Origin of the sequence: Streptomyces profundus, from assembly GCF_020740535.1 — a bacterium.
Classification (GTDB): domain Bacteria; phylum Actinomycetota; class Actinomycetes; order Streptomycetales; family Streptomycetaceae; genus Streptomyces; species Streptomyces profundus.
In genome coordinates this window covers 2431486-2457784 of sequence record NZ_CP082362.1, presented here as the reverse complement: position 1 = coordinate 2457784, position 26299 = coordinate 2431486, and the positions used below count along the sequence as shown (strand labels likewise).

Annotated in this window: 19 protein-coding genes; 9 read left to right on the top strand and 10 right to left on the bottom strand. The window is 73.8% G+C overall.

Annotated features, from left to right (window positions below):
• Positions 1-78 precede the first annotated feature (78 nt).
• The 6 genes from K4G22_RS10600 (at position 79) to K4G22_RS10575 (ending at position 13085) form a co-directional block, all read left to right on the top strand.
• On the top strand, positions 79-1809 hold the full coding sequence (locus tag K4G22_RS10600) for a glycerol-3-phosphate dehydrogenase/oxidase (protein ID WP_228079639.1): 1731 nt from the start codon (positions 79-81) through the stop codon (positions 1807-1809).
• Positions 1810-2674: 865 nt separating this feature from the next.
• A complete protein-coding gene (locus K4G22_RS10595) occupies positions 2675-4687 on the top strand; it encodes a serine/threonine-protein kinase (protein ID WP_228079638.1) in 2013 nt (670 codons plus the stop codon).
• A gap of 120 nt (positions 4688-4807) precedes the next feature.
• Positions 4808-7897 (top strand): protein kinase family protein, encoded by a 3090-nt coding sequence (locus K4G22_RS10590; RefSeq protein ID WP_228079637.1) that lies wholly within the window; start codon positions 4808-4810, stop codon positions 7895-7897.
• Positions 7898-7928: 31 nt separating this feature from the next.
• Positions 7929-9560, top strand: coding sequence for a serine/threonine-protein kinase (locus K4G22_RS10585; protein WP_228079636.1), 1632 nt, complete (start codon positions 7929-7931; stop codon positions 9558-9560).
• Between the two features lie 82 nt (positions 9561-9642).
• A complete protein-coding gene (locus K4G22_RS10580) occupies positions 9643-11217 on the top strand; it encodes a succinic semialdehyde dehydrogenase (RefSeq protein ID WP_228079635.1) in 1575 nt (524 codons plus the stop codon).
• Complete coding sequence (locus tag K4G22_RS10575; protein ID WP_228079634.1) at positions 11214-13085, top strand: FAD-dependent oxidoreductase; 1872 nt, start codon at positions 11214-11216, stop codon at positions 13083-13085. The genes K4G22_RS10580 and K4G22_RS10575 overlap by 4 nt, the downstream gene beginning before the upstream one ends.
• A gap of 608 nt (positions 13086-13693) precedes the next feature.
• Here K4G22_RS10575 and K4G22_RS10570 read toward each other — a convergent pair.
• Positions 13694-14011, bottom strand: a complete 318-nt coding sequence (locus K4G22_RS10570; RefSeq protein ID WP_228079633.1) for a chorismate mutase — start codon at positions 14009-14011, stop codon at positions 13694-13696.
• A 324-nt stretch (positions 14012-14335) separates the two neighbouring features.
• On the opposite strand from K4G22_RS10570, the gene guaA reads away from it, so the two are divergent.
• On the top strand, positions 14336-15913 hold the full coding sequence (gene guaA / locus K4G22_RS10565; RefSeq protein ID WP_228079632.1) for a glutamine-hydrolyzing GMP synthase: 1578 nt from the start codon (positions 14336-14338) through the stop codon (positions 15911-15913).
• A gap of 16 nt (positions 15914-15929) precedes the next feature.
• On the opposite strand, the gene K4G22_RS10560 is transcribed toward guaA, so the two are convergent.
• The 5 genes from K4G22_RS10560 to K4G22_RS10540 are packed head-to-tail and all read right to left on the bottom strand — an operon-like array spanning position 15930 to position 20062.
• Positions 15930-16964: a hypothetical protein gene (locus tag K4G22_RS10560; protein WP_228079631.1), complete on the bottom strand. Its 1035-nt coding sequence runs from the start codon at positions 16962-16964 to the stop codon at positions 15930-15932.
• Positions 16952-17620: a hypothetical protein gene (locus K4G22_RS10555; RefSeq protein ID WP_228079630.1), complete on the bottom strand. Its 669-nt coding sequence runs from the start codon at positions 17618-17620 to the stop codon at positions 16952-16954. Before K4G22_RS10555 ends, K4G22_RS10560 begins: the two co-directional genes overlap by 13 nt.
• Before the next feature lie 60 nt (positions 17621-17680).
• A complete protein-coding gene (locus tag K4G22_RS10550) occupies positions 17681-18043 on the bottom strand; it encodes a potassium channel family protein (RefSeq protein ID WP_228079629.1) in 363 nt (120 codons plus the stop codon).
• 28 nt (positions 18044-18071) lie between these two features.
• The gene (locus K4G22_RS10545) at positions 18072-18797 is read right to left on the bottom strand and encodes a LuxR C-terminal-related transcriptional regulator (protein WP_228079628.1); all 726 of its coding nucleotides are present in this window, start codon (positions 18795-18797) and stop codon (positions 18072-18074) included.
• Positions 18794-20062 carry an ATP-binding protein gene (locus K4G22_RS10540; protein ID WP_228079627.1) on the bottom strand — a complete coding sequence of 423 codons (1269 nt, stop codon included), beginning with the start codon at positions 20060-20062 and terminating at the stop codon, positions 18794-18796. Before K4G22_RS10540 ends, K4G22_RS10545 begins: the two co-directional genes overlap by 4 nt.
• A gap of 124 nt (positions 20063-20186) precedes the next feature.
• On the opposite strand from K4G22_RS10540, the gene K4G22_RS10535 reads away from it, so the two are divergent.
• A complete protein-coding gene (locus K4G22_RS10535) occupies positions 20187-21674 on the top strand; it encodes a PspC domain-containing protein (RefSeq protein WP_228079626.1) in 1488 nt (495 codons plus the stop codon).
• On the top strand, positions 21671-21940 hold the full coding sequence (locus K4G22_RS10530) for a hypothetical protein (protein ID WP_228079625.1): 270 nt from the start codon (positions 21671-21673) through the stop codon (positions 21938-21940). Before K4G22_RS10535 ends, K4G22_RS10530 begins: the two co-directional genes overlap by 4 nt.
• A 19-nt stretch (positions 21941-21959) precedes the next feature.
• Here the strand turns inward: K4G22_RS10530 and K4G22_RS10525 are convergent, their stop codons facing one another.
• From K4G22_RS10525 to K4G22_RS10510, 4 genes are all read right to left on the bottom strand, one after another.
• A complete protein-coding gene (locus tag K4G22_RS10525) occupies positions 21960-22421 on the bottom strand; it encodes a DoxX family membrane protein (RefSeq protein WP_228079624.1) in 462 nt (153 codons plus the stop codon).
• Between the two features lie 119 nt (positions 22422-22540).
• A complete protein-coding gene (locus tag K4G22_RS10520) occupies positions 22541-23803 on the bottom strand; it encodes a hypothetical protein (RefSeq protein WP_228084043.1) in 1263 nt (420 codons plus the stop codon).
• A gap of 253 nt (positions 23804-24056) precedes the next feature.
• Positions 24057-25139, bottom strand: a complete 1083-nt coding sequence (locus tag K4G22_RS10515; protein WP_228079623.1) for a C40 family peptidase — start codon at positions 25137-25139, stop codon at positions 24057-24059.
• A gap of 164 nt (positions 25140-25303) precedes the next feature.
• On the bottom strand, positions 25304-26014 hold the full coding sequence (locus K4G22_RS10510; RefSeq protein WP_228079622.1) for a DsbA family protein: 711 nt from the start codon (positions 26012-26014) through the stop codon (positions 25304-25306).
• Between the last annotated feature and the right edge of the window lie 285 nt (positions 26015-26299).

The window sequence follows — 26299 nt, the reverse complement described above, 5'->3', positions numbered from 1 at the left end:
GCGGCGGAGAGCGGGACAGCGGGACAGCGGAGAGCGACAGCCAGGCGGCGGACGTGACCGAACACCAGGGAGGCAGCGGTGAAGACAGCGGTGCTAGGGCCGGAACAGCGAGCCGAGGCGCTCGCCCGGATGGCCGAACGGGAGCTGGACATCCTGGTGGTGGGCGCCGGCGTGGTCGGTGCGGGAACGGCGCTCGACGCCACCACCCGCGGCCTCTCCACCGGCCTGGTCGAGGCCAGGGACTGGGCCTCCGGCACGTCCAGCCGGTCGAGCAAGCTCATCCACGGCGGCCTGCGCTATCTGGAGATGCTGGACTTCGGGCTGGTCAGGGAGGCGCTGCGGGAACGCGGACTGCTGCTGGACCGGATCGCGCCGCATCTGGTCCGCCCCGTCCCCTTTCTCTACCCGCTGCAACACCGTGGCTGGGAACGGTTCTACGCCGGCTCGGGTGTCGCGCTCTACGACGCGATGTCCCTCTCCTCGGGACACGGCCGCGGCCTGCCGAGGCACCGTCACCTCACCCGCACGGGCGCGCTGCGGATCGCGCCCTGCCTCCGGAAGGACGCGCTGGTCGGGGCCTTGCAGTACTACGACGCGCAGGTCGACGACGCCCGGTTCGTCGCCGCCCTGGTGCGCACGGCCGCCAGCTATGGCGCCAGGGTGGCCAACCGCGCGCGGGTCACCGAGTTCCTGCGGGAGGGGGAACGCGTGGTCGGCGTGCGGGTCCTCGACCTGGAGAGCGGCGACGGCGAGAGCGCCGGGGACTTCCGCAGCTATGAGATCAGGGCCAAACAGGTCGTCAACGCCACCGGCGTGTGGACCGACGACACCCAGGCCATGATCGCCGAGCGCGGCCAGTTCCACGTCCGCGCGTCCAAGGGCATCCACCTGGTCGTCCCCAAGGACCGCATCCACTCGTCGACCGGGCTGATCCTGCGCACCGAGACCAGCGTGCTCTTCGTCATCCCCTGGGGCCGGCACTGGATCGTGGGCACCACGGACACCGCCTGGGACCTGGACAAGGCGCATCCGGCCGCGTCCAGTGCCGATATCGACTACCTGCTGGAACACGTCAACTCGGTGCTGGCCGTGCCCCTCACCCGGGACGATGTGGAGGGCGTCTACGCCGGGTTGCGCCCGCTGCTGGCGGGGGAGTCCGACGCCACCAGCAAGCTCTCCAGGGAGCACACGGTCGCCCATCCGGTGCCGGGCCTCGTGGTGGTGGCCGGCGGCAAGTACACCACCTACCGGGTGATGGCCAAGGACGCGGTTGACGCCGCGGTGCACGGCCTCGACCAACGCGTCGCCGACTGCTGCACGGAGGAGATCCGGCTCGCGGGGGCCGAGGGCTTCGCCGCGCTCTGGAACGGCAGGGCGCGGATCGCGTCCAGGGCCGGGCTGCACGAGGTCAGGGTCGAGCACCTGCTCCGCCGCTATGGCGCGCTCACCCAGGAGGTGCTCGACCTGGTCGTCGCCGACCCCCGACTCGGCGAGCCGCTGCCGGCCGCGGACGACTATCTCAAGGCCGAGATCGTGTACGCCTGTTCGCACGAGGGCGCCCGACACCTGGAGGACGTCCTCACCCGACGGACTCGTATCTCAATCGAGACCTTCGACCGAGGCACGCGAAGTGCGCGGGAGTGCGCCGAGTTGATGGGCGGTGTGCTCGGCTGGTCGGACGAGCAGGTGGAACGCGAGGTCCAGCACTACCTGAAGCGGGTGGAGGCCGAAAGGGAGTCGCAGCTACAGCCCGACGATCAGACCGCGGACGCCGCCAGGTTGGGCGCTCCGGACACCGTTCCTCTCTGATCCACTTCGGTCCGCCCGGCGTTGACGGCGCCGGGCGGGTCGCCCTGCGCCCCGGATGTCAGCCGCATGGGTGACAATGGGCGGGGAAGCCGGAGGGGACGCACGCATGGGCCAGCACAACGGGGAAGACGAGTCGAGGCTGCGCCGGCAGCCGACCGCCGACGCGGGCGCCGACGCCGGCGCCGACGCCGGCGAGGCGTCAGCCGCGCCGCGCCGCGAGGCGGTTGTTCCGGCGACGGACGGCCCGGACGAGCCGGGGGGAGCCGCTGCTGACGCGGCCTCCGCTGACGGCGACTCCGGCACGCGGGATCGCGCGACGACGCGGGTCGCGCCCTCGGGCGACGCGGATGAGCCGGGGACGGTTCGGGTGGGGCCTTCGGAGAGGGCGAAGCCCGGGGCGGTGGTGGAGGATCGGGCGACGACGTTGGTGGGGCGGTCGGGGAAGGGCGAGTCCGAGCCGGTGGTGGAGGACCGGGCCACCACGCGGGTCGCGCCTTCGGAGAAGGTGAAGCCTGAGGCGGGAGTGGGGGATCGTGCGACGACGCGGGTCGCGCCTTCGGAGAGGGCGAAGCCTGAGGCTGGGGTGGGGGATCGTGCGACGACGCGGGTCGCGCCTTCGGAGAGGGCGAAGCCTGAGGCGGGCTCGGAGGATCGGGCCACGACGCGGGTCGCGTCTTCGGAGAAGGTGAAGCCTGAGGCGGGAGTGGGGGATCGTGCGACGACGCGGGTCGCGTCTTCGGAGAGGGCGAAGCCTGAGGCGGGCTCGGAGGATCGGGCCACGACGTTGGTGGGGCGGTCGGGGAAGGGTGAGTCCGAGCCGGTGGTGGAGGATCGGGCGACGACGCGGGTCGCGTCTTCGGAGAAGGTGAAGCCTGAGGCGGGCTCGGAGGATCGGGCGACGACGCGGGTCGCGCGGGCGGGTGGGGCGAAGGCGGACGGTGGCGCTGGCGCGGAGCGCGAGGCGCGGGCAGGTGGGGCGAAGGCGGGCGGTGGCGCTGGCGCGGAGCGCGAGGCGCGGGCGGGTGGGGAGAAGGGGGCGCGCCCGGCGCGGTTGCTCAACGGGCGCTACCTGCTGGGCGCCGTGGTCGGGCGCGGCGGGATGGGCACGGTGTGGCGGGCGACGGACGAGGTGTTGGGGCGTTCGGTCGCGGTCAAGGAGCTGCGGCTCTCGCCCGGGGTCGAGGAGGCCGAGCGCAAGCGCATGATCACCCGCACGCTGCGGGAGGCGAAGGCCATCGCCACCATACGCAGCCGAGGCGTGGTCACCATCTACGACGTGGTCGACGAGGGCTCGCGGCCGTGGATCGTGATGGAGCTGATCGAGGGCCGGTCGTTGGCCGATCTGATCCGTCAGGACGGGCCGATGTCGCCGCACCGGGCGGCCGAGATCGGGCTGGCCGTGCTGGACGTGCTGCGGGACGCGCACGGCGCCGGCATCCTGCACCGGGACGTCAAGCCGTCCAACGTGATCGTGGCCGACGACGAGGGACGGGTGGTGCTCACCGACTTCGGCATCGCCAAGGTCGAGGGGGACCCGTCGATCACCTCGACCGGCATGCTGGTCGGCGCGCCCTCCTATATCTCGCCCGAGCGGGCCAGGGGCGCCCCCCCGGGGCCGCCGGCGGACATGTGGTCGCTGGGCGCCCTGCTCTACTGCTGCGTGGAGGGGCGCCCGCCCTACGACGAGGGCTCCGCCATCGCGACGCTGGCCGCCGTGATGCACGATCCGGTGCCGCCGCCGAGCCAGGCGGGCGAGCTGGGCGAGCTGATCATGGAGCTGCTGCGCAAGAGGCCGGACGAGCGGCCGGCGGAGCCTCGGGTGCGTGAGGTGTTCCAGGCGGTGCTGGGGGGCGGCGCCGGCGGGAACGGCTCCACCACCGACCATCTGACGGTGGTCGTCGGAAAGCGCCAGGAGGTGCCGGGCGGCGGCAAGCCGGCCACGGCAGCGGCGAACGCCCCGCAGGAGAAGGCGGGTCCGTCGGCCGCCGCACCCGTCGTCTCCCCGGACGCCGATGGCCCGCGCCCGCCGGCGCGCCCGCCGTCCAGCGGTTCGGGCGGCGGCGACAGGAACCGGCTGGCGCTGGCGATCGGCGCCGTGGTGCTGGCCCTCGCGGTGCTGGGCACCGCCGTGGTGCTCTGGCTGAACAGCGGTGACGACAGCACGAACGAAGGTGGCGCCGAGGGGCAGGAGCAGACCACCGAGGGGCAGCAGGGCGAGAACGACCCCGCGCCGGACGAGGGCGCCGAGGGCGGCACCACCGACGGTGCCGACGGCGAGGGTGCCGAGGGCGCCGACAGCGAGGGGGCGGACGCCGAGGGCGCCGGCGCGCCGGGCGGGGGAGAGGGCGACCCCGAGGGCGGGGACGACGGTCCGCCGGGTACCGCGCCGGAGAACGATCCCGACGCGCGACCCGACGGCCCGACCGGCTATGCCGAGGTGGTGGACCCCGAGTTCCACTTCCGCATATCCCTGCCCGGGGGCTGGGAGCGGGTGGGCACGGCCGGGCGGAACTCGGGCGCCATCTACAGCTCCGCCCCGGGGGAGCCGTTCAAGGTGCAGGTGGACTTCACCGACAGTCCGGGCGATGACGCCGAGGGCGCCTGGCGGGCCGCGGAGCCGTCGGTGCGCGGCAACAGCACCAACTACGAACAGATCAGCATCGAGACGATCGATTGGAATGACTATCCGACCGTCGCGGACTGGCAGTTCGAAAGAGACGAGAACGGGGAAAGAGTCCGGGTGCTCAACCGTGGCTTCCGGGTCGACGACAACCGGGGCTACGCGATCATGATCACGTGCCCGGCGGACGCCTGGGACGACAACACCTGTCGCACCTTGCGGGACACGGCATTCCAGACGTTCGAGCCGATGGACTGAGCTGTCCGGCGGGGAAGGGGACGGAGAAGAAGCGCCAGTTGACGGACCGTAGCCGCGAGGGCGCCGCTCCCCGTATCGTGGGGAAGCGTTCTGCGGGCGGGCACGTGGTGGGGAGGCCTTGTGGAGAAGTACGCGGGGCGGCTGTTGGCCGATCGCTATCGGCTGCCGCAAACCCCGTCCGACGAGTTCGAGTTCGTCGAGTCATGGGCGTTCGACACCGCCAGCGGTCATGAGGTCCTGGTGCGGCAGGTGCCGCTGCCCGAGGTGGTGGACGCCGAGCTGGTCGACGGCGAGGGGCGGCGCGGCGGCTCGTTCGGCGCCGGGCGGGGCGCGAGCGAGTGGGCCACCAGAACGCCGGACGACCCGGTGGTGCGGCGGGCCGTCGAGGCGGCGCGCACCGCCGCCGAGCTGCCCGACCATCCGCGGCTGGATCAGGTCTTCGACGTCTTCGTGCAGGGCGACGGGCTCTGGATCGTCAGTGAGTTAGTGCCGGCCCGGCCGTTGGCCGCGCTGTTGGCCGAGGAGAGCCTCGGCCCCTATCGCGCCGCCGAGGTGGCCGCCGATCTGCTGGCCGCGCTGCGCATCGTGCACGCGCACGGCTGGACGCACCGCAATGTCACCGCCCGCACGGTGCTGATCTGCGACGACGGGCGAGCCGTGCTGACCGGCCTGGCGGCCGGCGCGGCGGAGGAAGTCCTCTGCGGCTACGACCCGTTGCCCGCGTCCGACATTCCCGACACCTTCGCCGCCCATCCCGCGCCGCGCGCCCCCGCGCCCGCCGAGGTGCCGCGCGCCCCCGCGCCCGCCGCGCCCAGGCCGCCCGAGACGCCGCGACTCGCCGCCCGGGAGCGCGTGGTCGAGCAGGCGACCGAGGAGCCCGAAGGGCCGGTGGACGGCCCGGCGCCGCCCGACCCGTCGGTCGCCCCCACGGGGGCGCGGCCCTGGGACGCCTCCGACGAGGGCGCGTTGGAGCGGCGGCCCGGCGAGGGGGAGCCGCGCGGTCCCGCGATCTCCACCGGCTACGGCGCCGCCTATCCGCCGCCCGCCGGGCCCCAGCCGGGCGCGCCCGCCGGCGCCGGCTACTGGGGCGAGGCCGAGCAGCAGCCGCAGTGGCCGGCCGGCTTCGCCAGGGACGAAGCGCCGCCCGGCCTCGACGCGACGGCCGCCCAGGTCCGTGAGCAGTCCGGTCTGCCGCCCGGCTTCGAGCCCGAGCATCCGCCGACGGGCGGCGAGTTGCCCGAGGGGTACCAGCGCTGGGACGGTGGCGCCCCGCCCGGCGGTCCTTCCGGCGTTCCCGCGCCCCGCCCCGAGCAGGGCCGGGATCAGCTGCCGTCCAGTTGGGACTTCGAGGGGGGTGCGGGCGGCCAGGAGCGGGGCGGTCCGCACTCCGTCGGCGGCCCGGCGCCGCAGCCGCCGGCCGGCCATGTCCAGGAGCCGCCGACGCCCCACTCACAGACGGGGTACGACGAGCGGGCCCAGCATGTCGATCGGGCCGAACGGGTCGAGCGGGCCGAGCGCGCCGCGCGCAGCGGCGCCATCGCCGCCTACCGCGCCGGCGCGCGTGCGGGAGCGGCGCGGCGCGCCAACATGTCCGCGCGCCCCCCGGGTGTGAGCCCCACGGATCTGCCCGGCGCCCGGCGTCCGAGCCCGCCGGTGCGCACCGGCTGGGAGTTGACGGAGTCGGCCAGATCCACGCCGGCCGACGGCGGGGGCGAGCCCCTGGCCATCGAGGGGGCGCCCGTCGAGGGCTCCGCGCCGGCTGGCGAGCCCTTGCCGCGCCAGGGCGCGCGCCCCTCCGAGGGCGCCCTCCTCCCCAGGGACGGCGGCCAGGAGCAACCGCCCCTGCCGGCCTCGCCCGGCCCCGAGGCCGCACCGCCGGCCGTCTACCAGGAGGAGGAGCCCGCGCCGCCCACCGAGTTGGCCGCCGCCGGGGCGCCTCGTTACCGGGGCCCGGACAGCGCGTTGGGCGCGGAGCGCGCGCGGCAGGCGCGCATGCATACGGTGGGCGCCGTCACCGAGCGCTGGGCGCCGGAGCAGGCGGGCCCGGTCTACGAGCACTGGCGGCTGGCCCCGCCGGTCGGCCCCGCGGCCGACTTCTGGGCGCTGGGCGCCCTGTTGTTCCGCGCGGTGCAGGGCTATCCCGCCTATCCGGAGGACAGCGCCACCGAGTTGGTGCAGTCGGTCTGCGCCGAACAGCCCGCCTTCGCCGAGGACTGCGGCGCGCTCCGCCCCATCGTCGAGTCCCTGCTCCGGCAGGACCCCACGGAGCGGCCGAGCGCCGAGGCGCTCCGCGGCTGGCTGCGTTCGCTGTTGCGAGGCGCGCCCGAGCCCGACGTCGGCCGCCGCACGGTCACGGTCCCGCCGCCGGCGCTGGAGCCGGGACGTCCGGCCGACCCCAGGCGGCTGCCGATCCTGCGCCGCCGTGGTGAGTTGGTCGGCCCGCGCCGGCGCCCGCGCGGGGAGCGTGGCCCACGCCGGCTGGGCAAGGCGCTGCTGGTGCTGGTGCTGCTCGGTCTCGCCGGCGCGATCGCCTATGTGCTGGCGTTCGCGCCCGGGAGCGACGGCGGCGACAGCGCGACGGGCGAGGGCAGCGATCCGGACGCGGCGGCCCCGCCGGGGGAAGGCGACGCCTCCCAGGACCCTGGCGACGACGCTCCCGGCGGCGGCGCCGAGAACGAGGGCGAGGACGCGGGGGCGGAGCCCAGCGAGGGCGCCACCCAGCCGTCCCCCGCCGAGGGGGACCAGCAGCCGGCGCCCCCGCCCGAGGGCTTTGAGGTGGTCGAGGACCCGGCCGGCTTCGCGCTGGTCGTGCCGACGGGCTGGCAGCGCCAGGGCCCCAACGACCAGGGCCAGATCGCCTACACCGACGGCGAGAGCCGGATCGTGGTGGTGGCGGCGCGGGACAGCGTCGAGGACTTCGGCGAGCAGCCGAGGGAGTACCTGCTCGGTGATCTGCCCGAGTCGGAGGAGTTCTGGGCGGATCGCTACCGCGAGCAGAACGGCGTGATGGAGACCCGGTTGGGCAATGTGCAGATGGCCGAGGTGACCTTCCGCTGGCGTGAGGGCGAGCAGCGGCTGATGGCCCACACCCGTGTTCTGCTGATCGCAACGGATTACCATGTGATCCAGGTGAGGGGCCCCGCCGACCAGGAGGACCAACTCCGCGACATCTACGACGCCACGAAGGACGCCTACAGCCCGGCTGGTTAGCCCGCACCGCTGAGGGCCGGAACGGGGGGGCGTGAACGAAGGCGCGGGGGCGATCCCGCACTATGTGCTGGCGGACGCCGGGGGCACGCGCCTCGGCGGTCGCTATCTGCTGGTCGAGCGCCTGGGCCACGGCGGCATGGGCACGGTCTGGCGGGCCAGGGACGAGGCGATGGGTCGCGAGGTCGCCGTCAAGGAGCCCCGGCTGCCCGCGTCCGTCGAACCGGCGCGCCGGGAGCGCGCGTTCGCCCGGATGCGGCGCGAGGCGACCGCGGCCGGCCGGATCGGGCACCCCGCCGTGATCACCCTCCACGATCTGGTGATCGAGGACGGGCGCCCCTGGCTGGTGATGGAGCTGGTGCGCGGTGAGTCGCTCGCCGACCGGCTCGCCTCGGGCCCGATCGAGCGGGGCGAGGCCGCCCGCATCGGCCTCGCCGTGCTGGAGGCGCTCACCGCGGCACACGCGGCCGGTGTGCTGCATCGCGATGTGAAGCCCGCCAACGTGCTGTTGGGGGAGTACGGCCGGGTGGTGCTGACGGACTTCGGCATCGCCCAGGTCGAGGGCGAGCAGGCGCTCACCGACACGGGTGCCTTCGTCGGCTCCCCCGAGTTCGTCGCGCCCGAGCTGGCGTTGGGCGAACGTCCGGGGCCCGCCGCCGATCTGTGGTCGCTCGGGGTGCTGCTCTATATGGCGATCGAGGGCTCGTCCCCGTTCCGCAGGGACCATTTCGCCGCCACCCTCCAGGCCGTGATCGCGGCCACGCCCCGCCAGCCGGCGCCCGCCGACGACGCGTTGGGCGGCCTGGTGATGCGGCTGCTCGCCAAGCGGCCGGGGAGCCGTCCCGGGCCCGAGGAGATCCGTCGGACGCTGCTGCGCGAGGCGGCGGCCTCCGGCGCCGAGGCCGGCACAGCGACGGGGGACACCCCCCGGCCGCGGCGGTCCACGCGGCGGCTGCGCGGCTGGCTGCTCGGTGCCGGCGCGGCCGTGGCGCTCGCCACGCCCACGGCGCTGGTGTTGACCGGCGACGGAGCGGGCGACGACGGCGGCGGCGCGATCGCCCAGGCCACCGAGAGCGCGGCCGGGACGGAGGAGACCCCGAACCCCGAGGGGCCGGCCCCCACCGAGGAGGCGTCCCCCGACGCGTCCGAGGAGTCCGAGGAGTCCGAGGGGTCCGAGGAGGCCGAGGACTGGACCCGGCAGGCGGAGGCCGCGTTGGGCATCGAACTCGCGCTGCCCGCCGGCTACACCCGCGAGGCCCACCCGGACACCGACCTCATGGTGAGCTACCGCTCGCCCGACGCCTACCACTCCGTCGACCTCTGGTATCTGCCGGACGCCGGCGGGAGCGCGGAGGACTTCGCCGGATCCCAGGTCAGCGGCTACCAGGTGGACACCGCCTACGCGGCGGTCGACCACGAACTGACCATGGCGGACTTCCAACCGGACGGCGAGGCCGTCGAGTTGCGCGTCACCACCTGGGACGCCGCTGCGCCCGAAGGGCCGCCGGTGCTGCGCGCCGCGCTGCTCTTCGGCGTGCCGGGCACCGGCGCGGTCTGGCAGCTCCAACTCACCACGCTGGAGGCCGAGGGCGCCGTGGTGGACGAGGCGGATCGGCTCTTCCGACGGATGGTCGACGAACTCCGGATCGACCCCGACGCGGTCTGACCCGGCACACTGCCAGCGTTCACTGGCGGAAAAACGCTACCCATGGGTAGGCGCGGCGCGCGGCACGCCGTACTCTCCGCCTATGACGACCGCAGAGTCAGCCAGGGGATCGGTGGCCGCCCGCACGGTCACCAAGGAACTGGTCGCATCCCTCACCCGAGGCGTGACGGGAAGCGAACGGACCGCCTGCCACAGCCCGTTCACGGGTGAACGCCTCGCCGAGCTGCCCCAGGCCACCCCCGACGAGGTCGCCGAAGCCTTCGCCCGCGCCCGCGCCGCCCAACCCGCCTGGGCCGCCCTTCCGGTGGAGCGGCGGGCCCGGATCGGTCTGCGCTTCCACGATCTGCTGCTGCGCCGTCAGTCGGAGATCCTCGACATCGTTCAGCTGGAGACGGGGAAGAACCGGTTCTCCGCGCACGAGGAGGTGCAGGCCGTCGCCATGGCGGCCCGCCACTACGGCCGCGCCGCGCCCGGCTGGCTGCGTCCCCGTCGGCATCTGGGCGCCGTGCCGGTCCTCACCCAGGTCAGGCAGCACCGCCGCCCCCACGGGGTGGTGGGGCATATCGCGCCCTGGAACTACCCCCTTGAGCTGACCGCGGGCGATGTGCTGCCCGCGCTGCTCGCCGGCAACGCCGTGGTGATGAAGCCGGACACCGAGACCGCGCTCACCGCGCTCTGGGCGCGCCGCCTGCTGATCGAGGCCGGGCTGCCGGCGGACGTGTGGACGGTGGTCCTGGGCCAAGGCCCGGTGGTCGGCCCGCTGCTTGTGGAGCACGCGGACTACGTGACGTTCACCGGCTCCACCCGCACGGGCCGCGAGGTGGCGCAGCGCGCCGCCGCCCGGCTCATCGGCAGCAGCCTGGAGTTGGGCGGCAAGAACGCCATGCTGGTGCTGCGCGACGCCAACCTGGAGCGGGCCGCCGAGGGCGCGATGCGCGCCTGCTTCTCCTCGACCGGTCAACTCTGCGTGTCCGTCGAACGGCTGCTGGTGCACGAGTCCGTCGCCGACGCGTTCGTCAGCCGCCTGGTGGCGCGGGTCGAGGCGCTGCGGATGGGCTCGGAGCTCGACTACGGCATCGACCTCGGCTCGCTCAGCTCGGCCGCCCAACTGGCCACCGTCACCCAGCACGTCGAGGACGCCAGGGCGCTCGGCGCCACCGTGGTCACCGGCGGCCGGCCGCGCCCGGACCTCGGCCCCTACTTCCACGAGCCCACCGTGCTCGAAGGGGTGCGCCCGCCGATGCGCGTCTACCACGAGGAGACGTTCGGCCCGGTGGTCAGCGTCTTCCGGTTCGGTACCGAGGAGGAGGCGGTGGCGCTGGCCAACGACACCAGATACGGCCTCAACGCCAGCGTCTGGTCCCGCGACGGTCGCCGGGCCCGCCGGCTCGCCGCGCGCCTGAGCTGCGGCACGGTCAACATCAACGAGGGCTATGCCGCCGCCTATGGCAGCGTGGGCGCCCCGATGGGCGGCATGCGCGATTCGGGGCTCGGGCGCAGACACGGTGCCGAGGGGCTGCTGAAGTACACCGAGGCGCAGACGGTGGCCCAGCAGCGGCTGCTGCCGCTCGGCCCCTCGGGCCCGTTGGACGACCGCCGCTACGCACGGTTGCTGAACGTCTCCCTCCGGGCGATGAAGACGCTGAGGATCCGATGACCCCGCCCGAGGAGCAGGGGCAGGAGCAGGGGCAGGACCACGACTACGACGTGGCCGTCGTCGGCTCCGGGTTCGGCGGTGCGGTCGCGGCGCTGCGGCTGAGCGAGAAGGGCTACCGGGTGGTGGTGCTGGAGGCCGGCCGCCAGTTCGACCGGGACCAGCTCCCGCGCAGTTCCTGGCAGTTGCGGGACTATCTGTGGGCTCCCCGCCTCGGCCTCCTCGGCATCCAGCGGATCCATCTGCTGGGTAATGTCATGATCCTGGCAGGAGCCGGGGTCGGCGGCGGTTCGCTGAACTACGCCAACACGCTCTATGTGCCGCCCGACGCGTTCTTCCAGGACCGCCAGTGGGGCCGGATAACGGACTGGCGGCGGGAGTTGACGCCCTACTACGCGCAGGCCAAACGGATGCTCGGCGTCCGCGTCAACCCCACCGTCACCGCCGCCGACCGCCATCTGAGGGCCGCCGCCGAACAGATGGGCGTGGCGGACACCTTCCACGCGGCGCCCGTCGGGGTCTTCTTCGGCGACGCCGAGGACGCCGACGGGAGGACCAGCGCGCGCCCTGGCGAGGAGGTGGCCGACCCCTACTTCGGCGGCGCCGGGCCGCGCAGGACCGCCTGCCACGAGTGCGGCGAGTGCATGACCGGCTGCCGGCACGGCGCCAAGAACACCCTCAACGAGAACTACCTTCACCTCGCGCGGCGCGCCGGCGCCGAGATCCGCCCGCTGACCACCGTCGTCCGGATCGCCGAACTCCCCGAGGGACGGGGCCATCTGGTGACCACCGTCCCCACCGACGCCTCGGCGCGGCGCCGGCGGGCCCGCCGGACCACGCTGCGGGTGGGACAGGTGGTGCTGGCCGCCGGCACCTACGGCACCCAGACGCTGCTGCACCGGATGCGCGACACCGGGACGCTGCCCCGTCTCTCCGACCGGCTCGGCACCCTGACCCGCACCAACTCCGAGGCGCTGGTGGGCGCCGCCACCGTGGCGCGCCGCTACCGGGCGCGGCAGGGCGAGGAGGCCACCCTGGACTTCACCAGGGGCGTGGCCATCACCTCCTCCATCCACCCCGACCCGCACACCCATATCGAGCCGGTGCGCTACGGCAGGGGTTCCAACGCGATGGGGTTCCTCTCGATCCGGCAGTTCCCACGCGGTGGCCGGCTGCCCAGGGTGCTGTCCTACGCGCTCAGTTCGGCCCGCCACCCCTGGGTGTTCCTGCGCTCGCTCTCCAACCGCCGCTGGTCCGAGCGGACCCTCATCGCGCTGGTGATGCAGACCCATGACAACTCGCTGACCACCTACCGCAGGACCCGCCGGCCCGGCCGCGGGCTGCTCACCGCACGGCAGGGCCATGGCGCCCCGAACCCGGACTTCATCCCGGTCGGCGTGGCGGCGGCCCACCATCTCGCCGACGAGATCGGGGGGTTCGCCGGCACCAATGTCGGCGATCTGATCGGCACCCCGCTGACCGCGCACTTTCTGGGCGGCTGCCCGATCGGGGAGAGCTCCGATCGCGGCGTGGTCGACCCCTACCACCGCCTCCACGGCCATCCCGGGATCTCGGTGGTCGACGGCTCGGCGGTCTCCGCCAACCTCGGCGTCAATCCGGCGTTGACCATCACGGCCCAGGCGGAGCGGGCGTTCGCACTCTGGCCCAACAAGGGGCGGCCCGACCCGCGTCCGGCCCCCGGCGCCCCGTACCGGGCGCTGGCCCCGATCCCGCCGACGCGCCCCGCCGTCCCCGAGTCCGCGTTCGGCGCGTGGCGCCTGCCGGTGGTGCTTCCCGTCCCGCCGCTGCCGCCACGGACCACGGACGTCGAGCCGGACGCGACGGACGGCACGGAGGAGAGCGGGAGTTGAACCGCCGGGGCGGGGCGCGCCAGCGCTGCGGCGGTGGCGCGGCGGTGGCGAAGAGGCCCGCTCCTCGGGGGAATGGGAACGAGCCTCTCCGGTCATGGTGGCACGGCTTTCACATGCTTCGTGCGTGCTCTTAGACCGGCAGGATACGTAAAAGGTTGTTCGCTTATCGGTCACAGAATGGACACGAGGCGAAGAGGAGGGCCGAGGGCCCCGGCGGTCGGCCGGGGCCCTCGGAACAGCACGGCGACAGGGCGGCGCCGGTGCTGCGAGCGGCACCCGGGGGGTAGGCGCCGCTGCCGTTGGCCGGACCCATGGAGGGGGGCGCCATGGACCGCCAACATTCGTGAAGCTGAGGGGGCGGCCGGTCCTCGGCGTCCCGAGAACCGGCCGTGGGGCGTGACCGGCCTGCTGTCCCCTGCTGCCCGGTCACCGCACCGGAGCGAGGTCCCACGGCGCGCGGACCTCGCCACACCGCGAGGTCCGCCTCGCCTCATCGCCCCGGGGACAACACTTTCAACGAAGCCCCATCCGGCCGGTCACGCTCCGTACGGGTGACGCCTCGTCCCCGGGTTCGGCCGGCACCGGACGAGCCCGTGCCGGGCGCGGACTCAGACGCGGCCCCGGCTCAACTCCAGCAGCGTCATCGCCAGGGCGGTGCCCGGCTGGCCCAACTCCTCCCGCCAGCGGCGGAGTACCTCGTTCTCCCTGGCCAGGTGGACCCGCCGGCCACCGTTCGCCAGCCGGACGCGCTGCACCCGTTCCGACACCGCCACCCGCGCCCGCACCAGCCGGACGATCTCCGCGTCCAGCGCGTCGATCTCCGCCCGCCCCTGGGCGATCACCGTCTCCGGATCGTCGCCTGCGGGCTCGGTGACCTCGGTCACCTCGGCGGGCCCGGTATCCGTCTCCGTCAGTCTGGTCGTCATGACTTCTCCTTCGGGTTCCGTCCGTCGGCCCCGGTGAGCCGGTCGACCGCCCCGGACACGACGACGCCCCGGGCCGGAGGATCCGGACCCGGGGCGTCGGGGAGTTCGTGTTCAGCGCCGCGCGCGACACTCCCCATGGCCACCGGCCGGACCGGTGCCATAGGTAAAGAGGCGGTGCTGCTGCGGCATGCCCGCGAGTCTACCGGGGGCGGCTCGCCGCCGGGACAACCGCCCCGAAGGGCCCCGGTAGACTCGACGGCACACATCCCCGCACGTTCAGCGCCGCCGCCAGGCACGCGTATCACCAGGCACGAAAGGCAGCTCGTGGCAGACGTGGCACCCCAGGACACCGTTCTGGTCGTCGATTTCGGCGCGCAGTACGCCCAGCTCATCGCCCGCCGCGTCCGCGAGGCCCGGGTCTACAGCGAGATCGTGCCGTCCACCACCCCGGTGGACGAGATGCTGGCCAGGCGGCCCCGCGCCATCATCCTCTCCGGCGGCCCCTCCTCCGTCTACGCGGACGAGGCCCCGGGCATCGACCCGGCGCTCTTCGACGCCGGAGTGCCGATCTTCGGCATGTGCTACGGCTTCCAGCTGATGGCCCAGGCGCTCGGCGGCACCGTCGACAACACGGGCGCCAGGGAGTACGGGCGCACCGACCTCACGGTGACCAGGTCCGGATCCACGCTCTTCGAGGGCACCCCCGACCAGCAGCAGGTGTGGATGTCGCACGGCGACGCCTGCTCGGCGGCGCCCGCCGGCTTCCAGGTGACGGCCGCCACCGGCACCGTCCCGGTCGCCGCCTTCGAGAACGACGAACGCCGCCTCTACGGGGTGCAGCACCACCCCGAGGTGATGCACTCCACGCACGGCCAGCAGGTCCTCGAACACTTCCTCTACCGGGGCGCCGGCATCAGCCCGTCCTGGACCACCGGCAGCATCGTCGACGAGCAGGTCGCCGCGATCCGCGCCCGGGTCGGCGGCAAGCGCGCCATCTGCGGGCTCTCCGGCGGCGTCGACTCCGCGGTGGCCGCCGCCCTCGTCAACCGGGCCATCGGCTCCCAGCTGACCTGCGTCTACGTCGACCACGGGCTGATGCGCAAGGGCGAGACCGAGCAGGTCGAGAAGGACTTCGTGGCCGCGACCGGCGTCCAACTGCGGGTGGTCGACGCCGCCGAGCGGTTCCTCGACGCGCTGGCCGGCGTCTCGGACCCGGAGGAGAAGCGGAAGATCATCGGCCGCGAGTTCATCCGGGTCTTCGAGCAGGCCCAGGCCGAGCTGGTCGCCGAGGCCGGCGCGGCGGGCGAGGACGTCGCGTTCCTGGTGCAGGGCACCCTCTACCCCGACGTGGTCGAGTCCGGCGGCGGCACGGGCACCGCCAACATCAAGTCGCACCACAACGTGGGCGGCCTCCCCGACGACATCGAGTTCGAACTGATCGAGCCGCTGCGGCAGTTGTTCAAGGACGAGGTCCGGATGGTCGGCCAGGAGCTGGGCCTGCCGGAGGAGATCGTCCAGCGGCAGCCGTTCCCGGGCCCGGGGCTCGGCATCCGCATCGTCGGCGAGATCACCAGGGGCCGCCTCGACCTGCTGCGCGAGGCCGACGCCATCGCCCGCGAGGAGCTGACCGCCGCCGGCGTCGACCGCGAGATCTGGCAGTGCCCCGTCGTCCTCCTCGCCGACGTCCGCAGCGTCGGCGTCCAGGGCGACGGCCGCACCTACGGACACCCGATCGTGCTGCGCCCGGTCAGCTCCGAGGACGCCATGACCGCCGACTGGTCCCGCCTCCCCTACGACCTGCTGGCCCGGATCTCCACCCGCATCACCAACGAGGTCCCCGACGTCAACCGCGTCACCCTCGACATCACCAGCAAGCCCCCCGGCACCATCGAGTGGGAGTGACCACCGGCTCCGCCTCCTAGGGACGGACGATGGACTGGATCTCGTCGACCTGGAGTTCGTGGGTGGTGGCGAAGGTCGCGTCCGGCAGCGTCGCTCCGGTGTCGCCCGAGCCCTGCCAGCTGATGGCCCAGGTGACGCTCGCCGTGAGGGAGTAGGGCCGGCCGTCGTGGGTGGCCCGCAGATAGGTGAGCCCACACGGCGGCTCGGCGCCCTCGTCCGTCCCCCGGACGAACGGGGCGCCCACGGAGCCGTCACCCCCGATGGGGCAGCTGCCCGACGGCGGATGGCTGCGGGCGTCCTCGGTGCCGGGATCGATCCGCAGGGCGGTGGGGCGGGCCGTGGTGGTGGCCCAGATGTCCCAACTCTCCAGCCGGGCCGTGACGGAGACCTCGTCGTAGGCGCCGCCGTCGGCCCAGATCCAGGTGGCCAGATTGACGATCTGGCCGTCCACCGCCGCCGGGTTCAGCCGGATCTCGGTGTCCGGCACGCGGATCCGCTGATAGGCCAGCTCGGCCAACACCTCGGGCGACAACGCGTTCTCCACCTCCGGTATCTCGCCGGTCTCCACCCAGAACGGGATATGCGTGCAGGAGAGACGTTCGAGGAGATCCGGCTCCGCCGGGTTCTGCACCGGGCCCCACCACATGCCGTTCTCCGCCTCCTCGGCGTTGAAGTCGGTGTAGGGCTCGCCCTGTTCGTAGTGGTTCCACATCCAGCCGAGGGCCGCCGCCGCGTGCCCGGTCTGCCCGGTCGGGTCCCAGGCCGCATCGGCGAGGTCGCGTAACTGCTCCGGGCTCCAGGTGGGCGCGTACCAGCAGGGCGGCGGCGACCAGTTCCGCGACGTGCTGGTCAACGGCCCACCGCCGCCGTTGCCCCGCTCCTCGAACACCACCGCCTCCGCACGGGCCCGCGCCACGACCTCCTGGCCCTCCCGGGCCCCACCCTCCTCCTTGTCCCCCGGTGCGGCCACGGCCGAGCCCGCGCAGAGCAGGGTCAGGGCCGCCGCCGAGGCCAGACACCGGCCGACCCTGCTCCCGTTCAGGCGCCGCACCGCTCCGCGCCCCCCTCGACCTCCACGTGCGATGCCTGCCAGAAGCCCTCCACGCCAGGGGCCTCGGCCATCACGACGCGGTAGAGGTAGATGGAGACATCGTGCTGCTCCTCCGCCGGCAGGACCTCTCCGCTCGCCACGTCCTTGCCCGGCAACTGGCTGGTGTCGTTGCAGAACTCGACCAGCATGTTCGCGGACTCCCCTTCGCCCCTCTCGACGGTGGCGTCGTAGAAGTGATCCGTGCCGTACATCGTCCAGCCACCGTCAACCCACTGCCGCACCTGGGTACGCGCGTAGTCGCCGGCCTGGTCCCGGGCGTAGCCCTGGTGCACACCCCCCTCCGGGGCCTGGGCGACGATGTCCGCCGCGATGGCGCGCAGGTACTCCGACGCGCCGTGGAGGGCCGCGGCCTCGTCGGGGTCTTCGGGGGTGTCCCAGTCGAAGACCAGCTCGACGTCGTCGGGGAGTTCGATCTCCGAACCGTGCTGCGCCTCCGGCTCCGGCGTCGCCTCGTCCTCCGGGGTGGGCGATGTCTCCTCGCCCTCGTCCACGCCGGGGACCGGGTCGTCGGCGGAGTCGTCGGAGGCTCCGCCGCAGGCGGTCGACAGCAGGAGCGCGGTGGCGGCCGTGGCAGCCAGCTTTCGGCGGAGGGACACGGAACAACTCCCCTTCGGGTACACGTGTGTTGACGGGCTGTCACACGGTAGCAAGGGGCGCTACGGGGGAGGCGGGTGGCGGCGGCGGTGGTACGCCAGGCCGATCTTGGTCAGCAGACCGCCGAACATGGCGAAGAGACTGATCGCGCTGAGCGCGTACAGCATGGTGAAGACCCGGGACAGCGTGGTGCTCGGCGCCAGGTCGCCATAGCCGATCGTCAGGCCCGTGGTCACCGAGAAGTACAGCGCCTCAAGCACCGACCAGCCCTCGTGCAGGGTGTAGAAGACCGTGCCGGTGGCCAGGACCAGCAGCAGGGACAGGGTGGCACCGCGGAACGAGGGATGCCGCCACGCCTCACGCCCCGCCGTCGTCAGCGCGGCGGCGAGCACCAGAAAGCCGAACACCGACCCAGTCTTCGCCACCGGACCCGAAACGTCCGGCAGCGACGCGTCAGACCAGCCGGCGGGCGGTCGCCCAGCGGGTGAGCTCGTGGCGGTTGGAGAGCTGGAGCTTGCGGAGCACGGCGGAGACATGGCTCTCCACCGTCTTCACCGAGATGAACAGCTCCTTGCCGACCTCCTTGTACGCGTAGCCGCGCGCGATCAGCCGCAGCACCTCACGTTCGCGCTGCGTCAGCCGGTCCATGTCCTCGTCGACCGGCGGCGCCTCGGAGGACGCGAACGCGTCCAGCACGAACCCGGCCAGCCTCGGTGAGAAGACCGCGTCGCCGTCCGCCACCTGGAAGATCGCGTCCACCAGATCGGTGCCCGTGATGGTCTTGGTGACATAGCCGCGCGCGCCGCCCCGGATCACGCCGATGACGTCCTCCGCCGCGTCCGAGACGGAGAGGGCCAGGAACCGCACCGGGTCCTGCGCCGTCGACATCAGCTCGGCGCTGCGCCGCAGCACCTCCACACCGCCGCCGCCCGGCAGGTGCACGTCCAACAGCACCACGTCGGGCCTGGCCGCCTTGATCACGCTGACCGCCTGGTCCACGTCGCCGGCCTCGCCGACCACCTCGATGCCGGTCTCGTCGGTGCGGCCGATCTCGGCCTGCACCCCGGCACGGAACATGCGGTGGTCGTCCACCAGGACCACCCGGGCCCTGCGCGCCCCGCTCGCCGGACCCTTCGCCGGATCGCTCGCCGGATGTTGCGTCTCGCCGGTCGGACTCATTCGGATCGCTCCATCGTCAGCTCCACCTCTGTGCCCTCGCCTGGTGTGGACCGGACCCGGGCGCTCCCGCCGTTGCGCCGCATCCGGCCCACGATGGACTCCCGCACGCCCATGCGGTCCGCGGGCACCGTGTCCGGATCGAACCCCGGGCCTCGGTCCCGCACCGACACGAAGACGGTGCGGCCCTCCACCTCGCCGAACACCCGGATGGGCCCACCCTCCCCACCGTACTTGGCCGCGTTCACCATGGCCTCGCGCGCCGCCTGGAGGGCCGCGCCCAGCGGCTCGTCCAACGGGCAGTCACCCACGCAGACCACCTCGATCTGCACCCCGTGGTGGTCCTCGACCTCGGCGGCCGTGGCGCGCACCGCCTCGGCGAACGTCTTCGGCTGCTCGTCCTCCTCCACGGTCGCGCCGCGCTCGCTCTCCGCCGACTTGTACAGCCAGGCGCGCAGCTCCCGCTCCTGCGCCCGCGCCAGCCGCGCCACCTCCCGGCCGTTCTCCGCGTTGCGCTGGATCAACGTCAGCGTGTGCAGCACCGAGTCATGGACATGCGCGGCGACCTCGGCGCGCTCCTGGGCGCGGATGCGCATGGTGCGCTCCTCGGAGAGGTCCTGCACGATCCGCACCAGATAGGGGCCGGCGAGCAGCGCGATCCCCACCAGCACGGCGACGGCGGACTGTAGCGCGACGCCCAGGCTCTCGGTGGCCGCCGCGTTCTGCCCCAGCACGAAGGTCGCGATACCCATCCCGACCAGCACCGCGCCGGCGGCGGCGCGCAGCAGCGGCAGCCAGCGGCTGCCCCGGGTGGCCGCCGCCCACGCGGCGCGGCGCGAGTTGTCGACCTGCCGCCAGACGACGGCGGCGCCGACGCCGATGATCATCATCGGCCAGAGATAGGTGCCGGAGATCGGATACTGCACGCTGGTGACCAGCGCGAACATCGCGACCGCCACCACCAGGACGGCGATCAGCGACTGTTTGTCCGGGCGCCGCAGCCGGAACTCGCGGCGGGCCGGCGCGACCGGCGTCGTCTGTGGCGCGCCCAGCGGCACCACGAACCAGAAGATGCCATACAGCAGCACGCCGAGCCCGTTGGACGAGAACAGCACCAGCAGGATCACCCGCACCCAGGAGACCGGGACACCGAGGTGCCCGGCCAACCCCTGCGCGACGCCACCCAACCAGCGTCCGTCCGCGCTGCGGTAGAGCTTGCGCACCGGTGGCTCGTCCACGGCGCTGCCGTAGGGCGTGGCCATCGTCATGCCCAGAATCGTCACACGACCGGCCGCCCCAGTACATCAGGGGTGCCCCCCAGCCGGGGATCAGGGAACGTCGGGGGCCGCCCCGGATACCGCGCACCGCCCCTGTGACGCCACCATGGGACCCATGACCGACGAGTACAGGGCGTCGGGGGGCGCCACGCGGACGTCCCCCGCGGCGGCCACCCCGGCGGCGCACGCCGAGCGACAGCTGCGCCGGAGTCGCAAGCACAAGATGATCGGCGGCGTGTGCGGCGGGTTCGGCCGCTACTACCAGCTGGACCCGGTGATCTTCCGGGTGCCGCTGGTGGTGCTCTCGGTGATCGGCGGGCTCGGCCTGGTGGTCTACGGCATCGCCTGGCTCCTCGTCCCGTTCGAGGGCGAGGAGGAGAACGAGGGCCGTCGGCTGCTCTCGGGCCGGGTGGAGGGCCCCGGGCTCACCGCGCTGCTGTTCAACGTGGCCGGCTGCGGTCTGCTGCTGGCGTCCCTGGGCAGCGGCGGGTTCCGCACCTGGTTCTCCCTCCAGGTGTTCGCCGCGCTGGCCGGCGCCGCCTACTGGTCCCGTTACCGGCGCGGCGCCGACCTCGCCGGCGCCGAGGGCGCGCCGGCGCATCCGACGGCGGCGCACGCCGTGGCGGAGGCGCCCCCCGAGGCGCAGGCGCCGCCCGCGCCCGCGGGCCCCTCCTGGTGGCGGGGCTCCGCCGCCCCCGCCGGCACCGGCTACCTCTGGGGACCGGCCGACGCGCCCCCCGGCTCCTACGCGCCGCGCGGCGGCCCCGCGCCGCCGGTCCCGCCGGGGGCGGGACGGCCGCCCGTGCCGCCGGCCGAACCACGGGAGCTGCGGCTCGGCGGGCTGGTCTTCCTGCTGGCGGTGTTCGCCTTCGGCATCGGCCTCGCCGCCTCCTGGACCAGCCAACCCCTGGGCGCGGCCCTGGTCATCGGGCTGTCGGCGGCGCTCGCCGTCTTCGCCTTCGGGTTGGTGTTCAGCGCCTTCGTCGGCCGGGTCGGCGTGGGCACCATCACCTCGGTGCTGCTCACCGGGGCGCTGCTTGCCGGCGCCTCGTTGCTGCCCGACAACATCACCACCAGCTGGGAGGACCGCGAGTGGCGCCCGGCGCACGCCGGCGCGGTCCGCGAGGACTACGCGCTGGGCAGCGGCATGGCCACGCTGGACCTGACGGGCGTCGACATCGCGGCGGGCGAGCCGCTCGTCACCGCGGTGGAGGCCGGCGCCGGGCAGGTCACCGTGCTGGTCCCGTACGACGCCGATGTCACCGTCGAGGTGGAGATGGGCGCCGGCGCCTTCACCTACCAGGTGCGTGGCGCTGGCGACACCGACCGGGACTCCTGGGGCGGCCTCGGCCAGGAACGCACCCTGCGGTATCTGTCGCCGGCCGACCAACCCGACGACCCCGAGATCGAGTTGCGTCTTGAGATGGGCATCGGCCATCTCGTGGTCGAACGGGCGGACGCCACAGCGGCCACGGCTCCCCCGGACGCCACCGAACCCCCGGACGCACCGGACGCCCCGGACGCCACGGAACCTCCGGACGCCCCGGACGCCACGGAACCTCCGGACGCCACGGACGCCACGGAAGAGGAGCCGACCCCATGAGGCAGGGACAGCGGACGATGCGCCGCCACCGCTTCGAACCGGCCAGGCTGGTGCTGGGCCTGTGCCTGCTCCCGATCTCCGTCCTCTACATCCTCCAGGCGGTCGACCAACTCGACATCCCGGTGGTGCTCCGCTTCACGATGCTGCCGGGCGCGCTGGTGCTGGCCGGGCTGGTCGCCGTCGCCAACATCACCATCCGCAAGGCCGTCGCCGCGAAACGGCCGGCCGTGGCGGGCGGGAGCACCGACGGCGACACCATGGCGTAGCCGCCCGGGCGCGACCTGGTCAACCGAACAGCTTGCGGCTCCGGTTGGGCAGGAACCACGGCCGGCCGCGCAGCAACCCGTCCGCCGAGTAGGGCCCGCCGCCGCCCAGGACCAGCGTGACGAAGCCGAACAGCAGCGGCAGATCGGCGCCGAAGTAGTACGGGTCGGCGGACCAGGAGATCGTCAGCCAGAACGACAGCGCCAGCAACGCGCCCACCGCCGCCGCCCACCGGGTGCGCAGCCCCACCAACACGGCGACGCCCACCACGATCTCGGCCACGGCGACCCCGTGTCCCACCAGCCCTGGCGCGTCCAACGCCCGGTCGACCAGCCAGGGCACGGCCGCGGCGTCCCGCGACGCCAGCATCATCCCCTCCATGGTGTCCGTGTTCATCACCGAACTGAACGGGCCACCGTCGACGTACTTGTCGATCCCCGCGTAGAGGAAGGTGAATCCGAGGAAGAGACGGAGCGGCAGCATGGCCCACCGCGCCAAGGCGTCACCGGCCCCTCCGGGGCCACCGGGTACGGGGCCACGACCGCCGAACCGGTCCGTCACCGACATGGGCCAACGCCCTTTCGTCACGGCTGCAAGGACGGTCAGTCTGCCACCGTGACGCGGTAGCGGCCAGACTCCGTGCCGGCGGCCGTAATCACCTGAATATCGACCCGGCCCGGGTCCACCTCGGCCGGGACCCGCACCAGCAGGCTGGTGTCCCCGGGGCTGCCGAACCCGTCGGCCGTCGGCACCAGCGGGACCGGCACCGTCATCCCGCCGATCCGCACCACCGTCTCGGCCAGCCGCTCGGGGCCCCGCGCGCCCGGCGGGACGAAGCCGGAGCCGCGGATCTCCAACTCGTCGCCGTGCCGGATCGGCGCCACCAGGGTCCCCGGCTCGCGCACCCGCACCACGGACTGGATCACCGGACGGCCGCCCTCGGTGTACTTGGCCGCCAGATAGGTCAGCGCCGACACCGTCACCAACAGCGCCAACCCCCACGGCAGATCGGGCCACTCGTCGGGCTGGCGCGCCAACCGCACCCCGACCAGGACCAGCGCCGCCGCGTTCACCACCACGTACTGGACGTCGGGGAAGCTGCCGACGCCGTCGTCGTCCGTCAACAGGTCGGCGGCGCGCGGCGCCCTCGCCCGCACCTTCTGCATCCGGAAGCCGCGCACCCTCGTCGCCACCGTGTGCCGCACCCAGACCGTCACCGCGCAGCTGACGGCAACGGCCGCCAACAGCCCGCCGCCGCGCGTCACATCGAGGCCGTCCAACAGGGCGTCCCTGTCCTGGCCCCGGCCGGTGCCGGCCAGGCTGAACGCCAGCACCAGCACGGTGTACCCGGCCAGCAGCAGCCAACCGGCCGCCACCGCGCGGGAGGTGGAGAGCCGGTTGTCCTCGCCCACCAGCGGGGCCAGCGGACCGCCGCGCTCCCGGTGCGCCCGGCCGGCCAGCGTCACCACTCCGGCGAGCCCGCCGGCGGCCAGCAGCCCGGTGGTGCGGGCCAACGTCCAGCCGGAGTCGCCCAGCACGGCCGTCAGCACCTGGCCGAGCAGCAGCGCGCCGACCGCGACCCAGAGCAGCAGCACGGCGCGGTCGGCGAGCCCGACCAGCCGGAACCGGCCGACGGCGCGCGCCCGTTCGTCCACCTCGCCCGCGGCCTCGGTCAGCTCGTCCGAGATCCACTGCCGGGACGCCTCGGGGGAGTGCGCCAGCGCGGGTGGTATGCCCTCGCCGGCGGCCAGCCGGTCGCGGAGCGCCCGGAAGGACTCCTCGGCCCGACGCAGCGCCGCCCGCGCGGAGGCGGGGCAGCCGCCGCAGGCGCAGTCGGGGCCATGCGGGGGCGGCGGCGCGGGCACCGGGCCCGCGGCGCCATCGGAGTCGTCCTCGGCACCGCCGACGTCGGGGGGCGGCGCGCCGGGCGGGTCGAGCGGCCCGTCCGGCCGCTCGCCGGAGGGCTCCTCCACCGGCCCGTCCCCCGGCGCCCCGGCGGGCCGGTCCGTGGGCCGGTCCGCGCCGTGCGCGGCGTCGCGGAACGGGTCGTCGGCCACGCTGCTTCCCTCTTCCCCAGGTCCGGACAGATCCTAGGGATTCTGCCTCATCAGCGGGGGATCAGACGGGCCGGGTCGCCCCGTTGAAGGGCATCGAGTCAACATCCGCCAGCCGCACCGGCGTTCCCGACCTGGCGGCGTGCACGATCTGCCCACCCCCGATGTACATCGCCACATGGCTGTTGTCCGCGTAGTAGAACACCAGATCCCCGGGAGCGAGCTGGGCACGGGAGACCCGGACGCCCGCCGTCGCCTGGCTGTAGCTGGTACGCGGCAGGGAGACGCCGGCCGAGGACCAGGCGGACTGGGTGAGCCCCGAGCAGTCGAAGGAGTCAGGACCCGTCGAACCCCAGCCGTACGGCTTGCCCAACTGGGCCATGGCGAACGCCACCGCCGTCGCGCCCCGGACGCTGGTCGCCTCGGCCGAAGCGGCCGGCCGCACCTCGTCCCGCGCCGCCCGAGCCCGCTCGCCGTCCTCGGCGCCCTCGGCCAGCAGCCGCTCGCGCTCCTCGGCGGTGCGGGTGGCCAGCAACTCCTCGGCCTCGGCCAGCCGTTCCTCGATGGTCTCCCGCTGGCGGTCGGCCTCAAGACGCGCCTCGTCCAGCGTCTCGGCCCGCCGATCCGCCTCGTCCCGCAGCTGCTCGACGGCGAGCAGCTTGGCGCCGATGTCCGCCACCGTCCGCGCCTGCCGGTCGCCGACGCGGTCCAACACGGCGGCGCGGCGCAGATACTCGTCCGGGTCGCTCGCGAGGGCCAGGGCGAGCCCGGCCGGCAGCCCGCCAGCGCGATAGCTCGCGCTGGCCTGCGTGCCCAGCGAGTCGCGGGCGGCGTTCAACTCCTCGGTGCGCCGGGTCGCCCGATCGGAGAGCTCCGCGAGATCCTCCTCGGCCTCCTCGGCCGTCTCCGTGGCCGCGTTGAACGCCTCGGTCGCCTCGGCGGCCTCGCGGTGCAGCGCGTCGACCCGCTCCTCGACCTCGGCCAGCGTCGGCTCGGGCTCGGCCAGGGCCGGGGTCTCCAACGCGCCGGCGGTGGCGGCGCCCGCCAGCGTCAGACTGGCGGCGACCCGGATCGCGGGCCTGCCACCGGACGACCAGGGTTTTCGGTAGGTGGGGCGCCGCCAGCGGCGCTTTCGATGCTCGGCCATGAGGCAGGACGCTAGACCCGGCCGGGCCCCGAACACCGCCGTCTGACCGGCATTGGTGACAAACGCCCAAAGGTGATGCGGGTTGATCGAAACGGTCAGCTATGGCTACCGTTCGCTATTGAATTCAGACGCAGCGTGTTCGTTCCGTCGAACCGCACCGCGCGCTACTCGTCGGCCGCCGCCAACAGCTGGTCGATGGTGTCGCGGAACTCCTCCACCGGCCGCGCGCCCGGCAGCGGATGCCCGTTCAACAGGAACGACGGCGGCGAGACGATCCCCAGATCCATCGCCTCCTCCGCGTCCCGGCCCACCGCCTCGCCGGCCTCCTCCGACTCCATCTCCGTCAGCAGCGACTCCACATCCGGCACCCCCGCCTCCTCGGCGAGCGCGCGCAGCCCCTCCTCGCCGAACTTGCCGCTGTCCATATGGGCGTCCTCCGCGAACGCCGCCTCGTAGAACTCCCAGAACCGCCCCTGCCGCCCCGCCGCCCAGGCCGCCCGCGCCGCCGCGTCCGACTCGGGGCCGTTGATCGGGAAGTTCCGGAACTCGATCCGCAACAACCCCTGCTCGACATACTCGTCGATCAACTCGACATGCGTCCCCCGGGCGTGCATCCCACAGAACGCGCACTGGAAGTCCGAGTACTCGATCATCACCACCGGCGCGTCCGCCTCCCCGAGCGCCAGCGGGTCGTCCGCGTCCCTGCGCGCCAGCTCCAGCGCCGGATGCCCCTCGGGCAACGGCTGGATCGCCGCCGGATCGCCACCCCCCGGCTGACCGTCCCCGTCGTCCCCGCCATCGCTGCCGAGCAGCCCGGCGACAGCACCCATGATCAGAAACAGCACCACGGCCACCGCGACCAGACCCAGCAGCATCCGGCGCGCACGAGCAGCCCCCGAGGACCCCGGGAACCGCGACGCCCCCGAACCGCCACCGGACCCACGCCCACCCCCGCCACGGGACTTCCGACCGGCCCGGGACGAACCGCCGGCGCGGGACGAACCGCCGGCACGGGACGAACGGCCGGCCCGGGACGAACGGCCGGCTGACTTCGGCTTACGGGAACGCGAGACGGGCATGCCCCCAGCCTAGGACTCCCCACCGACAACACGGGCCCGCCCCCGACCGGGGATCCCGGTCGGGGGCGGGCGAGCCGGCCG